At 69.5% G+C, this 12945-nt stretch carries 11 protein-coding genes; 2 read left to right on the top strand and 9 right to left on the bottom strand.

Going from position 1 to position 12945, the window contains the following annotated elements; all coding sequences use genetic code 11:
* Positions 1 to 23: 23 nt before the first annotated feature.
* Both VV01_RS07855 and pafA read right to left on the bottom strand, forming a co-directional pair.
* Positions 24 to 1040, bottom strand: coding sequence for an FKBP-type peptidyl-prolyl cis-trans isomerase (locus tag VV01_RS07855; protein ID WP_050669401.1), 1017 nt, complete (start codon positions 1038 to 1040; stop codon positions 24 to 26).
* 96 nt (positions 1041 to 1136) lie between these two features.
* Entirely contained in the window at positions 1137 to 2498 is a 1362-nt protein-coding gene (gene pafA / locus VV01_RS07850; RefSeq protein ID WP_050669400.1) for a Pup--protein ligase, read from the bottom strand.
* Between the two features lie 121 nt (positions 2499 to 2619).
* Between pafA and VV01_RS07845 the strand changes: the two genes are divergently transcribed.
* Entirely contained in the window at positions 2620 to 3621 is a 1002-nt protein-coding gene (locus tag VV01_RS07845; protein WP_050669399.1) for an NAD-dependent epimerase/dehydratase family protein, read from the top strand.
* A gap of 10 nt (positions 3622 to 3631) precedes the next feature.
* Here the strand turns inward: VV01_RS07845 and VV01_RS07840 are convergent, their stop codons facing one another.
* The 7 genes from VV01_RS07840 to dop all read right to left on the bottom strand — a co-directional run bounded on the left by VV01_RS07840 (position 3632) and on the right by dop (position 11806).
* On the bottom strand, positions 3632 to 5491 hold the full coding sequence (locus tag VV01_RS07840) for an ABC transporter ATP-binding protein (protein WP_050669398.1): 1860 nt from the start codon (positions 5489 to 5491) through the stop codon (positions 3632 to 3634).
* On the bottom strand, positions 5488 to 7422 hold the full coding sequence (locus VV01_RS07835) for an ABC transporter ATP-binding protein (RefSeq protein WP_050669397.1): 1935 nt from the start codon (positions 7420 to 7422) through the stop codon (positions 5488 to 5490). Before VV01_RS07835 ends, VV01_RS07840 begins: the two co-directional genes overlap by 4 nt.
* 205 nt (positions 7423 to 7627) lie before the next feature.
* Positions 7628 to 8488 carry a proteasome subunit alpha gene (gene prcA / locus VV01_RS07830; protein WP_082220878.1) on the bottom strand — a complete coding sequence of 287 codons (861 nt, stop codon included), beginning with the start codon at positions 8486 to 8488 and terminating at the stop codon, positions 7628 to 7630.
* Positions 8485 to 9312, bottom strand: coding sequence for a proteasome subunit beta (prcB, locus tag VV01_RS07825; RefSeq protein WP_050669396.1), 828 nt, complete (start codon positions 9310 to 9312; stop codon positions 8485 to 8487). Before prcB ends, prcA begins: the two co-directional genes overlap by 4 nt.
* Entirely contained in the window at positions 9309 to 9515 is a 207-nt protein-coding gene (locus VV01_RS07820) for a ubiquitin-like protein Pup (protein ID WP_050669395.1), read from the bottom strand. The genes prcB and VV01_RS07820 overlap by 4 nt, the downstream gene beginning before the upstream one ends.
* A gap of 77 nt (positions 9516 to 9592) precedes the next feature.
* Positions 9593 to 10210 carry a hypothetical protein gene (locus VV01_RS07815; RefSeq protein ID WP_050669394.1) on the bottom strand — a complete coding sequence of 206 codons (618 nt, stop codon included), beginning with the start codon at positions 10208 to 10210 and terminating at the stop codon, positions 9593 to 9595.
* A gap of 69 nt (positions 10211 to 10279) precedes the next feature.
* Positions 10280 to 11806, bottom strand: a complete 1527-nt coding sequence (gene dop / locus VV01_RS07810; RefSeq protein ID WP_071606320.1) for a depupylase/deamidase Dop — start codon at positions 11804 to 11806, stop codon at positions 10280 to 10282.
* A gap of 92 nt (positions 11807 to 11898) precedes the next feature.
* On the opposite strand from dop, the gene VV01_RS07805 reads away from it, so the two are divergent.
* Positions 11899 to 12942, top strand: a complete 1044-nt coding sequence (locus VV01_RS07805) for a Gfo/Idh/MocA family protein (protein WP_050669392.1) — start codon at positions 11899 to 11901, stop codon at positions 12940 to 12942.
* The last annotated feature ends 3 nt before the right edge of the window (positions 12943 to 12945 follow it).

Genomic DNA, 12945 nt, shown 5'->3' with positions numbered 1-12945 from the left:
TGCGGATCAGAGAAGTCAGAGGGTCACATCGCGGCGAGGATGTCGACCACGAACACCATCGTGTCGGTCGGCTTGATCGCCCAGGAACCGTCCTGGTTCTTCTTGCCGGTCTTGCCGTAGCCCTCGGCCGGCGGCACCGAGATCAGCACGCGGCTGCCGACGGTCTGGCCCACCAGCACCTTGTCCCAGCCGGCGATGACCTGGCCGGCACCGATCTGGAAGGGCACCGGCTGGCCCTGCTTGGCCGCGGCGTCGAAGACCTTGCCGTTCCAGACTTGACCGGTGTAGTTGGACAGCAGCTGCTGGCCCGCGACGACCTTGGGACCGGTGCCCTTGATGAGCACCTGCGACTTGAGGGTCTTGGGCGCGGTGGAACCCTTCTCGAAGGTCAGCTTGGCCTGCTGCACCGGACCGGCCGGCACCGAGACCTCGGGCAGACCGGGCTCGGACTTGGCCTGGGTGCCCTTGACCTCGGTCAGCATCGGGTAGGTGTCGTTGACCTTCAGGTGGAACACCATCGTGTCCTTGGCCGTGATGCCGAGCTCCTTGGCACCCTGGCTGCCGAAACCGTCGGCTGGCGGTACGGCGACAGTCAGCTCACTGCCGACCTTCTGGCCCTTGAGAGCCTTCATCAGGCCGGGGAACGTCTGCTTGTCACCGAGGTTGAACGCCGCGCTCGGCTTGCCGAACGTCGACTCGATCGTCTTGCCGCTCGTGCCGTTGACCGCGACGTAGGAGACGTAGGCGATGTCCTTGGCTCCGATCGCCTTGCCGGTGCCGGGCTTGGTGACCTTGGTCGTCGTGGTGTTGACGCTGAACGGCTTCTTGGCCAGCGACACAGTCGGAGCGTTGGGCTTGCTGCTGTTGACCGTCACCGCGCTGATCGGGGCGACCTTGTCGGGCGCGACCGTCTGGGGGCTCGCGGCCGAGGTCGAGCTGGAGGACTTGCTGGCCTGGGAGCCGTCGTCATCGCCGCACGCGGTGAGGAGGGCGAGCGGAAGGACGCCGGCTGCGATGAGCCGGACACGGGTGGAGCGCACAGGGAACCCTCGAGGTCGGGGATGTCGGGACAGCACACCCTAACCCGCCCGACCTGGAGGTTCACTGGACACGGGTGTTCAGTCGAGACGGCGGGGCTACATCCCGTCGACGAGGCGCTGCACCCGCTGGTCGTGCGAGGAGAACGGGTCCTTGCACAGGACGGTGCGCTGCGCCTGGTCGTTGAGCTTCAGGTGCACCCAGTCGACGGTGAAGTCGCGGCGCTTGGCCTGGGCCGCGCGGATGAAGTCGCCGCGCAGCTTGGCGCGGGTCGTCTGCGGCGGGTAGGTCTTGGCCTCGAAGATCTCCACGTCGGTGGCCACCCGCGCTGCGCGTCCGCGCTTCTGCAGGAGGTAGAACAGCCCGCGCCTGCGGTTGATGTCGTGATAGGCCAGGTCGAGCTGGAGCATGCGGGCGTCGTCCAGGCCCAGACCGTGCTTGGCGGAGTACTCATCGAGCAGGCGGTGCTTGATGACCCAGTCGATCTCGGTGTCGACCAGGCCCAGGTTGTCGGTCTCGATGGCGGTCAGCGTGCGCTGCCACAGGTCCATCGTGCGCTTGGTGATCGGGTCGGTGAGGCCGTGCTCGTCGACGTAAGCACTGGCCTTCTCGAAGAACTCGGTCTGCAGCTGCAGCGCCGACAGCTCACGGCCGTTGGCCAGTCGTACCGGCTTGCGCCCGGTGATGTCGTGGCTGATCTCGCGGATCGCGCGGATCGGGTTCTCCAGCGACAGGTCGCGCATCGGGACGTCGTCCTCGATCATCCGCAGCACCAGGTCGGCCGAGCCGACCTTGAGCAGCGTCGTCGTCTCGCTCATGTTGGAGTCGCCGACGATGACGTGCAGGCGGCGGTAGCGCTCGGCGTCGGCGTGCGGCTCGTCGCGGGTGTTGATGATCGGGCGCGAACGCGTCGTCGCGCTGGAGACCCCCTCCCAGATGTGGTCGGCGCGCTGGCTGACGCAGTACGTCGGCGTGTGGCCGAGCATCGCGATCTTGCCCGCGCCGCAGGTGATCTGACGGCTCACCAGGAACGGGATCAGGATGTCGCTGATCCGCTGGAACTCACCCTGCCGACTGATCAGGTAGTTCTCATGACAGCCGTAGGAGTTGCCGGCCGAGTCGGTGTTGTTCTTGAAGACGTAGATCTGGCCCTCGATGCCCTCGTCGCGCAGCCGTGCCTGGGCGTCCTCGACCAGACCCTCGATGATGCGCTCGCCGGACTTGTCGTGCACGACCAGCTGGTGGACGTCGTCGCACTCGGCGGTGGCGTACTCGGGGTGGCTGCCGACGTCGAGGTAGAGCCGTGCACCGTTGCCGAGGAAGACGTTGCTCGATCGGCCCCAGCTGACGACCTTGCGGAACAGGTAGCGCGCGACCTCGTCAGGCGTGAGCCGACGCTGCCCGTCGAAGGTGCACGTGACGCCGTACTCGTTCTCGATGCCGAAGATGCGCCGCTCCATGTCACGACCTTAGTCGCGCCCGCGCCGCGTACGACGACACCGGGCCGACATGCGGGACCGGTCACTTCGCCGTGAGCGAAGACGGTTGCGGCCGGCGTACGACGTGTGGTCGGCTCCTGCCATGCGACTTCTGGTGCTCGGTGGCACGGCTTGGCTCGGCTCGTACGTCGTCCGCGAGGCCCTCGGCCGCGGCCATGAGGTCGTGGCGCTCGCGCGCGGCGAGTCCGGCGTGGCTCCGACCGGCGCGACGTTCGTACGCGGAGACCGCTCGACGGCTGAGGGCTACGCCGACCTGAGCGGCGACTTCGACGCCGTCGTCGACGTGACCCGGCTGCCGCTGCACATGCGAACCGCGTTGAAGGAGCTGCGTTCTCGCGTCACGCACTGGGTCTTCGTCTCGACCTGCTCGGTGTACGCCGACCACGACGTGCCGGGCGCCGACGAGTCGGCCCCGCTGCTGCCGGCGCTCGAGGGAGACGACTGGACCGCCGAGCAGTACGGCGAGGGCAAGGTCGCGTGCGAGCAGCTGCTGCTCGAGGCTGTGGGGCCCGACCGCGCGTTCATCGCCCGGAGCGGACTGATCGCGGGACCCGACGACATCAGCGACCGCACGGGGTACTGGCCGCTGCGCTTCGCGCACCCGAGCACCGAGGACGGCGGCGTGCTCGTCCTCGACGCACCGGATCTGCAGGTGCAGGTCATCGACGGCCGTGACCTCGCCGGCTGGCTCGTGGCCGCCGCCGAGGGCCGGGTGACCGGGACGTTCAACGCGATGGGGCGGCCCCTCCCCTTCGCCGACTACATCGCGACCGTCCGCGAGACGGTCGGGCACACCGGCCCGGTCGTGCTGGTCGACCAGGACTGGCTCACCGAGCACGGTGTGCAGCCCTGGGCCGGTGACCGGTCGCTGCCGTTGTGGTTGCCGCTGCCGGAGTATGCGGGGTTCTCGAGCCGGTCCGTCGACGCGGCCCTGGCCCAGGGGCTCACGACCCGACCACTGGCCGACACCGTGCGCGACGGGCTGGAGTGGGAGCTGCGGCAGGGGCCAGGTCGCCGCCGCAAGGCCGGGCTCACCCCGACCGAGGAGGCCGAGCTCGTCCGACAGCGACGCGCCGACGCCTGAGGACTGCGCCTCAGGCGAGCGAGGAGATCCAGGCGTCGTGCAGGGCGGCGTACCGCCCGCCCTCGGCCTGCATGAGCTCGGCCGGCGACCCGTCCTCGAGGACCTGCCCGTGCTCGAGGACGAGCACCCGGTCGGCGACCTCGACCGTGGACAACCGGTGGGCGATGATCAGCGCGGTGCGGTCGGCGAGCACGGTCTCGAGCGCACGCTGTACGAGCCGCTCGCTCGGGATGTCCAGGCTCGAGGTGGCCTCGTCGAGGATCAGCACGTCGGGGTCGGCGAGGAACGCCCGCGCGAAGGCGATCAGCTGGCGCTGCCCCGCGGACAGCCGCCCGCCACGCTTGGCGACGTCGGTGTCGTAGCCCTGCGGCAGCGCCTCGATGAACCGGTCCGCGCCGACGCCCTCGGCCGCCGCGCGCAGCTCGGAGTCGCTCGCGCCCGGTCGCCCGAACCGGATGTTGTCGGCGACCGTGCCCTCGAACATGACGTTCTCCTGGGTGACCATGACGACGTGCTGGCGCAGGTTGCTCTGCGTCAGGTCGCGCAGGTCGACGCCGTCGAGGGTCACGCGCCCGGACGTCGGGTCGTAGAACCGGGCCATCAGCTTGGCGATCGTGGTCTTGCCGGCGCCCGTGGTGCCGACCAGCGCGATCGTCTGCCCGGCCGGGATGTCCAGGTCGAGGTCGGGTACGACGGGTCGCCCGGGGACGTAGGAGAAGCCCACGTGCTCGAAGCGCACGTGCCCTTCGGACCGTGTGAGCCGTGTCGGCTTGGACGGGTCGGCGACGGCCGGCTCCTGGGCGAGGACGCCGGCGATCTTCTCCAGCGCGGAGGTCGCCGACTGGAAGGTGTTGTAGAACTGGCTGACCTCCTGCATCGGCTCGAAGAACATCCGCAGGTAGAGCAGGAAAGCGGTCAGCACGCCGATCGTCATCTCGCCGTGGAAGACCCGCCAGCCGCCGTACAGGATCACGACACCCGTGGTGACGTTGCCGACGAGCTTGATCGACGGCATGAAGATCGCGAAGAGCCGGAAGCCCTTCTCGTTGGAGTGCTGGTAGCGGGTGGCGACGTCCTCGAAGATGTCCTGGTTGCGGCGCTCGCGGCGATAGGCCTGGACCGCCTTGATGCCCGTCATCGTCTCGACGAAGTGGACGATCACCAGGGCGGCGTGCTCGCGCACCGTGCGGAAGGTCGCCGTCGATGCGCGGCTGAACCAGCGGACCACCAGCGCCAGGACCGGGAAGCCCACCAGGCAGGCCAGACCCAGCTGCCAGTCGAGAGTGAGCAGGAGGACAGCGGTGCCGACCATCGTCAGCACAGCCGTGACGAGCCCGTCGAATCCGCTGTCGGTCATCTCCTGGATGGTCTCGACGTCGTTGGTCGACCGGCTCACGACCCGGCCGGAGGTGTAGCGGTCGTGGAAGCCGACGTCGAGTCGCTGGAAGTGCTCGAACAGCCGGCGTCGGACCTCGATGAGCACGAGCTGGCCGACGCGCCCGGACTGGCGTAGGAACAGGACCCGGCTCGCGGCCTGGATCGTGACGGCGACGACGAGCGCGATCACCACGAGCGTCAGGTTGTGGCCGTCGGAACGGTCGCGCAGCGGGGGGACGCCGTGGTCGATGCCGATCTGCACCAGGCGCGGCACGGACAGCCGCGCGGCGTTCTCGATGACGACCACGACGACGAGGGCGAGCAGCATGCGCTTGTACGGGCGCAGCAGGTCGACCAGGAGCCGCTTGGCCTCGGCGCGCATCGGCGTGGCGTCCTCGGCCGGGATGTCGTCCTGGGCGTCGACCAGCCGGCCCCGCCAGTCGTCCTCGTCGGGGGTGTCGACCTCGTCGGCCCGCTCGGTGGTCTGGGTCATCGGCTCAGCTCCTCGAGGTCGGACTCGGCGTCGGAGCAGGCGTCGTGCTCGTCGTGACGGCAGGTGTCGTCGACGGCCCCCTCGACCAGGCGGGGGTTGCCGTCGACCTGGTCGTGCCAGCCCGCGCCCTCCTCGGGGTCGGGCAGGTCGCGGTCGTCGGCAGCCAGGAGGTAGCGGTAGGACGGCACGGTGGCCAGCAGGTCGGCGTGCGTCCCGACGTGGGTGATCGTGCCGTGCTCCAGCAGGGCGACCTTGTCGGCGATCAGGACGGTCGAGGCGCGGTGGGCGACGACGATGCCGGTCACGTCGTGCAGCACGTTGCGCAACGACTCCTCGACGAGCGCCTCGGTGTGCACGTCGAGCGCGGACAGGGTGTCGTCCAGGACGAGGACGCGCGGCTCGGCGAGAACCGCCCGGGCCAAGGACAGGCGCTGCCGCTGGCCGCCGGACAGGCTCATGCCCTGCTCCCCGATTCGTGTCTCGAGCCCGTAGGGCAGCTCGTGCACGAAGTGCGCCTGCGCCACCTCGATCGCGCGCTCGACGTCAGCCTCCGTGGCGTCGGGGCGTCCGAGCATGAGGTTCTCGCGGACCGACATCGAGAACAACGTCGGGTCCTCGAACGCCGTCGCCACCGTGCTGCGCAGGGACGGAAGCGTCAGCTCACGGATGTCGACGCCGTCGATGGTGATGCGCCCCTCGCTGACGTCGTAGAGCCGTGGGACGAGCGAGGTGAGCACCGACTTGCCCGAGCCGGTCGCGCCGACCAGCGCGACGGTCTCGCCGGGCTGCAGGTCCAGGTCGACACCCCGCAGCGTCCACGGCCCGTCCGGCTCGGCGTCGGGAAAACGGAAGCCGACACCCTCGAATCGCAGGTGCCCGCGTGGCCGGATCAGCTCGGTGTCGCCGTCGTCGATGGTGCGCGGCTCGTCGAACACCTGGACCACCCGATCGGCTGCCGTCATCGTCTCCTGGGTCATGGACAGCAGGAAGCCGAGGGAGGAGATCGGCCAGACCAGCGACAGCATCATCGTGATGAACGCGACCAGCGTGCCGAGCGTGACGTCTCCCTGACCGACCGCGACCGCACCGAAGCCGAGCACGATGATCAGCGTGACGTTGGGGATGACCTCGAGCAGCGTCCAGAAGCGCGAGGTCAGCCGGACCTTGGCCAGCTCGGTGTCGAGCAGCTGCGAGGCGCGCTCGTCGAACTTGGCGAAGGCGTACTCGTCGCGTCCGAAGGCCTTGATGACGCGCAGGCCGTGAGCGCTCTCCTCGACCACAGACGCGACGTCGCCGGTCTGGTCCTGCGCCAGACGAGACAGACGGGTGTACTCCTGCTCGTTGCGCATGACCGTGATGACGATGGGGACGACGGACAGCAGCACCACCAGACCGAGCGGCCAGTACATGAGCAGCAGCAGTCCGGTGACGATCACGACCTGCAGCATGTTGAGGATCAGGAACACCAGCCCGAACCCGAGGAACCGCCGGATCATGCTGAGGTCGTTCATGATCCGTGACAGCAGCTGACCCGACTGCCACTCACCGTGGAAGCGCATCGGCAGGCGCTGCATCTGCGCGTAGAGATCCTTGCGCAGGTCGGCCTCGACCCCGAGGGTGGCGCGTGCGACGACCCATCGCCGGATGAACCAGAAGACCGCCTCGACCACACCGAGGGCGAGCGCGAGGCCGCCGAGGAGCAGGAGACCGCGCTCGTCACGGTCGGCGATCGGACCGTCGATGACCGCCCGGGTCACCAAGGGGATCAGGATGCTCGTGGCGACCACCAGCACCGAGAACACGACCATGGTCAGCCACCGTGCGGTGTAGGGCTTCAGGTAGCGCGGCAGACGGAGCAGAGACGCGGCGCGGTGAGTGGACCCCGAGTGCGGCAGCAGCGCCGGCTCCGGCCGGAGCCGGGGAACGGTCACCTGATCTCGGGTACGTCGTTCCTCCGGCTGCGCAGTCATCTGCTGTGAGTCCCCTCCCGATCTGGCCCCGACCTGCCCGTCAGTATGTCCCGACGCACTGACAGCGTCACTTCGAAATTCGATGCACCCCGGGGACCCACGTCCGGCAACAGCAACGCCGCTCCGGGCATTCCGGAGCGGCGTTGCGGATGTGGCTCGACGAGGTTCAGCTCGTCTCGTCGTCCTCGGTGGATGTCGAGTCGGGCTGCTGCGTCTGGGGATTGGTCGTCCGCTGACCGGCCTCCGCATCGCTGTGCTCGCCGGTGAGCACCTCGTGGCTGCCGGGCGTCGGGTCGTCCGAGCTCGGCACGTCACTGGTCGGGTCGTCCTGGCTGAGCAGCGCCTCCAGAAGTGCACCGCCGACGCGCCGGAACGTCCGTCGGGGACGCTGACGATCCAGCACCGCGACCTCGAGGTGCTGAGGACCGAGCTCGCGGGCCTGCCCGGAGGAGTCCTCGCCATTGGCGCTCAGCAGCTCGACGGCGAGTCGCAGGACGGTGCCGAGGTCCTGGCCGGGCTCCCAGCGCTCCTGCAGCGCCGTGGTGATCTGCTCGCCCGCGCCGCCCATCGCGACGAAGCCGGACTCGAACGCGACCGAGCCGTCGTAGGTGAGTCGGTAGATCTGGTCGTCCTCGACGGACGAGCCGACCTGCGCCACGACGATCTCGACCTCGTACGGCTTCTGCTCCTGGGTGAACACCGCACCGAGCGTCTGGGCGTAGGCGTTGGCCAGACCACGCGCGGTCACGTCGCTGCGGTCGTAGGAGTAACCGCGCAGGTCGGCGTACCGCACACCGGCCACCCGCAGGTTCTCGTACTCGTTGTACTTGCCCACCGCGGCGAACGCGATGCGGTCGTAGATCTCGGAGACCTTGTGCAGCGCCCGCGAGGTGTTCTCGGCGACGAAGGCGATGCCGCCGTCGTAGGCGACGACCACGACCGACCGGCCTCGGGCGATGCCCTTGCGGGCGTAGTCGGCCCGGTCCTTCATCAGCTGCTCGGGCGAGACGTAGAACGGCATCGTCATCGCGCACCTCCGGGGTTGTCACGACGGTCGGCCACGACGGACTCGACCACCTGCTCGAGCTCGGTCTCGTCCAGGAACCGGACCCCGGACTCGTCGAGCACGGCCAGGGTCGGCCAGATGCGCCGCCCGAGGTCGGGACCGCCGGTGGCCGAGTCGTCGTCGGCCGCGTCGTACAACGCCTCGATGACGGCGCGCACGGCGTCGCCCTCGGACAGACCTGGGCGCCAGAGCTTCTTGAGGGCGCCGCGCGCGAACAAGGAACCGGAGCCGACGCTGTGGTGCTGCTGCTCCTCGTAGCAGCCGCCCGTCACGTCGTAGGAGAAGATCCGACCCGCACCCGTGGCGAGGTCGTATCCGGCGAACAGGGGTACGACGGACAGGCCCTGCATCGCCATCCCGAGGTTGCCCCGGATCATGCTGGCGAGCCGGTTGGCCTTGCCCTCGAGGGACAGCAGCGCACCCTCGATCTTCTCGTAGTGCTCCAGCTCGACCTGGAACAGCTTGACGACCTCGATCGCGATGCCGGCCGTGCCGGCGATGCCGACCGCGGAGTACTCGTCGGCCGCGAACACCTTCTGCATGTCGCGGTTGGCGATGAGGTTGCCCATGGTCGCGCGTCGGTCGCCCGCGAGCAGCACGCCGCCGTCGTAGGTCACCGCCACGATCGTCGTGCCGTGCGGCGCGTCGAGCGTCATGCCAGCGGGGAGAGTGCGCGCCGACGGGACGAGGTGCGGCGCGTGGCCGGCCAGGAACTCGGTGAACGACGCGCTGCCGGGCGTGAGGTAGGCGCCCGGCAGCCGGCCGTCGTCAGGACCTGCGCTCACTGGCCGCCCTTCTGCACGAACCCACGGACGAACTCCTCGGCGTTGGACTCCAGGACCGAGTCGATCTCGTCCAGGACGCCGTCGGTGTCCTCGTCCAGGCCCTCCTTGGTGGCGGCGCCGGCGGGCGCGGGAGTGGCGTCGTCGTCCGGCCCGTCGGGCTCGTCGTTGCGTCGCTGGGGGCTCTTGTGGTCTTGAGTCGACATGTGCCGCTCCCTCTCTGTGGTGCTCCGGGTTTCAACCCTAACGAGCAAGCCGTGGGGCAGGTCCCCGGCGTGCCGTGTCAGGACGCGATCGTGCCGCCGACCTTGGCCTTGACGGGCTCGTAGTCCTTGGCGAGCGGCAGGCCCTGCGGACCGGAGCCGTCCTTGAGCAGGATCCAGTCGTCCCCGTGCAGGTACGCAGGCTTGCCGGCCGAGGACTGCTGCTGGAACGCCTTGCCGACGGCTTCGGTCGTGCCGGGCTGCTTCGTCCGCATGATGATGAAGTCCTTGCCCGCAGCGTCGGAGCACTCCACACCCGAGGCCACCGTTGCGGTCAGCGGCGTGCCCGGCTTGGGCTTCTTGACCGCTGCCGACGTGCACCCGGCCTTGGTCGCGAGGTTCTTCAGCCCGTTGTCGTCCTTGACCGCCGCTCCGACCGGACCGCCGGCGGGTGCCTCACTGGTCGAGGCCGCCGAGCTCGGGGCCTGTGACGACGCGGACGCGGACGACCCGCCCGTCGTGGGTCCGGCAGCCGAGCTGGATGCTGCCGCCGAGGTCGCCGCGGAGGCAGTCGTGCTGTCGGCCGCGTCGTCGGAGTCGGACGAGCAGCCGACGGCCGCGACGAGCAGCAGGCCGGCTCCGGTGACGGACAGACCGGTACGAGTGGTTCGGCTGGACGTGGCTGACAGCAGAGGCATGGTGTGCGGTCCCTTCGATGGTGCTGGCGGCACGAGGACCAGGTCGGACCCCGTGCACCTCCATCCGTATCAGGCGCCGCTCTCGCCCTGCGACAGGCGTCTCAGCAGATCACCCGCGTCCGAGCTCGCCTCGAGAAGCGCACCGACCGTCGCTCGCGTGCCGCGCTCGGGCTCGAGCATCGGCACGCGCTGCAGGCTGGGCTGGCCTGCGACGTCGAAGATGATCGAGTCCCAGGACGCGGCAGCGACCTCCTGGGGGAAGCGCGCGAGGCAGGTGCCGCGGAAGTACGCCCGGGTGTCCTCCGGCGGCTCGGTGACGGCTCGGCGTACGGCCTCGTCGTCGATCAGACGCTCGACGGCGCCCTTGGCGAGCAGCCGGTTGAACAGCCCCTTGTCCTCGCGGACGTCCGACCACTGGATGTCGATCGCGCGCAGCCGGGGATCGTTCCAGTCCAGCCCGCCGCGCTCGGCGTAGCTGCGCAGCAGGCGCAGCTTGGCCACCCAGTCGAGCTCACGGTGCAGGCTCATCGGGTCGGTCTCCAGGCCGGTCAGGACCTGCTCCCAGCGGGTCATGACCTCCTTGGTGTCCTCATCCGGCATCCCGCCGTGGGTGCGCTCGAGCCAGGCCTGGCACATCTCGTAGTAGCGCCAGAGCACCTGAACGGAGGTCATGACGCGCCCGTCGAGCAGCTTGACCGGGGTCTGCAGGGTCGTGTCGTGGCTGATGTCGCGCAGTGTCGTGACCGGCTGCGCCAGTGTGAGGTCGTCGGTGAGCGCGCCGTCCTCGATCATGCCGAGCACCAGGCTCGTGGTGCCCATCTTGAGCAGGTTGGCGACATCGCAGTGGTTGGCGTCACCGATGATCACGTGCAGCCGCCGGTAGCGGTCGGCGACCGCGTGAGGTTCGTCGCGGGTGTTGACGATCGGCCGCTTCAGCGTCGTCTCGAGCCCGACCTCGACCTCGAAGAAGTCCGAGCGCTGGGCGATCTGGAACCCCGAGCGCGTCGACTCGGTGCCGATGCCGACCCGGCCCGAGCCGCACATCACCTGACGCACCGTGAAGAACGGCACCAGGTGACGCACGATCTCGCCGAACGGCGTCTCGCGACTCATCAGGTAGTTCTCGTGGGTGCCGTAGGAGCTGCCCTTGCCGTCGGTGTTGTTCTTGTAGAGGTTGACGCCCGGGCTGCCGGGGATCGCGAGCAGTCGGACCGCCTCGCGCATCACCAGCTCACCGGCGCGGTCCCAGGTGATCGCCGCTCGCGGGGTCGTGATCTCGGGTGAGCTGTACTCGGGATGAGCGTGGTCGACGTACAGGCGAGCACCGTTGGTGAGCACCACATTCGCGAGCGTGGGGTCATCCTCGTCGGTCAGCTGACTGGCGTCGGCCTGGTTGCGGTCGATGTCGAAACCGCGGGCGTCGTGCAACGGGGACTCGTCCTCGTAGTCCCAACCGGCCCGCGCGGCTCGCATGCCGACCTGCGAGGCGTACGCCGTCACGACCCTCCCGCTGAGCACCATCGGGTTGGCGTCGGGGTTGCCGGGCACCGAGATGCCGTACTCGGTCTCGATGCCCATCACACGGCGAACGGTCATACGCGCAACCCTAGGCGCACCAGACCCGGCTGCCACGGCACGGTTCGACCACCGGACCCGCGGCCGAAGGCGTCGTCCGCCAGGATGGGGCCATGGCGACCGCGACCCTCCCCCAGCCTCGTACTCCCGACCCGCAGGACGCCCCTCCGCTGCGCTGGGGTGTGCTCGGTCCCGGAGGCATCGCGTCGTCCTTCGTCGCCGCCCTGCGGGCCGGCACCCAGCAGCAGGTCGTCGCGGCCGGGTCGCGCGACCTCGGTCGTGCGCAGGCCTTCGCCGACCGGTTCGGTGTCGCGTCCGCGTACGGCTCGTACGAGGCGCTCGTCAACGACCCGGACGTCGACGTGGTCTACGTCGCCTCACCCCACTCGGAGCACCGTGAGCACGCGCTCCTCGCCCTCGAGGCGGGCAAGCACGTGCTTGTCGAGAAGGCGTTCGCTCGCAGCCGCGCCGAGGCACAGGAGGTCGTCGGCCTCGCGCGGTCGAAGGGCCTGTTCTGCATGGAGGCGATGTGGGCGCGCTTCCTCCCGCACTACGACGTGGTCCGGCAGGCGGTCGAGGGCCGGCTCATCGGGAGCCTGCGCACGATCGTCGCCGACCACGGGCAGCGGCTCTTCCCGGGCGGACCCGAGCGGCTCAGCTCGCCGGCGCTGGCGGGCGGTGCGCTGCTCGACCTCAACGTCTACCCGATCTCGTTCGCGGCCATGCTCATGCCGCACATCACGTCGGTGTCCGCGACCGGCGTACTCACCGACGAGGGCGTCGACGAGCAGGAGAACGTCACGCTCCACGGACCGGCCGGCGAGATGGCTGTGTGCATCTCGACGATGTCCGCGCAGACCGCCAACACCGCTGTCGTTGCTGGTGACTCGGCTCGCGTCGAGATCGACGGCTGGTTCTACCAGCCCAACGCCGTGCGACTGGTCGAGGTCGGTGACGTCGAGCTCGACCGCTACGAGCCGGGCGCCGACGACCGCGAGCACGGGCTGCGCTACGAGGCTGCCGAGGTCGCTCGCTGCATCAGCGCGGGCCGCACCGAGTCCGAGATCATGCCGCTCGACGAGACGCTGCGGGTGATGGGGCTGATGGACGACGTACGCCGGCAGCTCGGCGTCACGTTCCCGGGCGAGCAGCTCTGAGGC

Origin of the sequence: Luteipulveratus halotolerans, from assembly GCF_001247745.1 — a bacterium.
Classification (GTDB): domain Bacteria; phylum Actinomycetota; class Actinomycetes; order Actinomycetales; family Dermatophilaceae; genus Luteipulveratus; species Luteipulveratus halotolerans.
The sequence above is the reverse complement of the archived record's forward strand: the minus strand, read 5'-3'. Positions and strand labels throughout refer to the sequence as shown.

Coding starts and splice junctions, on each gene's coding strand:
- VV01_RS07840 (WP_050669398.1), bottom strand. CDS start 5,491: ATGACCCAGACCACCGAGCGGGCCGACGAGGTCGACACCCCCGACGAG.
- VV01_RS07815 (WP_050669394.1), bottom strand. CDS start 10,210: ATGCCTCTGCTGTCAGCCACGTCCAGCCGAACCACTCGTACCGGTCTG.
- pafA (WP_050669400.1), bottom strand. CDS start 2,498: ATGGAGCGGCGCATCTTCGGCATCGAGAACGAGTACGGCGTCACGTGC.
- prcA (WP_082220878.1), bottom strand. CDS start 8,488: ATGACGATGCCGTTCTACGTCTCGCCCGAGCAGCTGATGAAGGACCGG.
- VV01_RS07845 (WP_050669399.1), top strand. CDS start 2,620: ATGCGACTTCTGGTGCTCGGTGGCACGGCTTGGCTCGGCTCGTACGTC.
- VV01_RS07820 (WP_050669395.1), bottom strand. CDS start 9,515: ATGTCGACTCAAGACCACAAGAGCCCCCAGCGACGCAACGACGAGCCC.
- dop (WP_071606320.1), bottom strand. CDS start 11,806: ATGACCGTTCGCCGTGTGATGGGCATCGAGACCGAGTACGGCATCTCG.
- VV01_RS07805 (WP_050669392.1), top strand. CDS start 11,899: ATGGCGACCGCGACCCTCCCCCAGCCTCGTACTCCCGACCCGCAGGAC.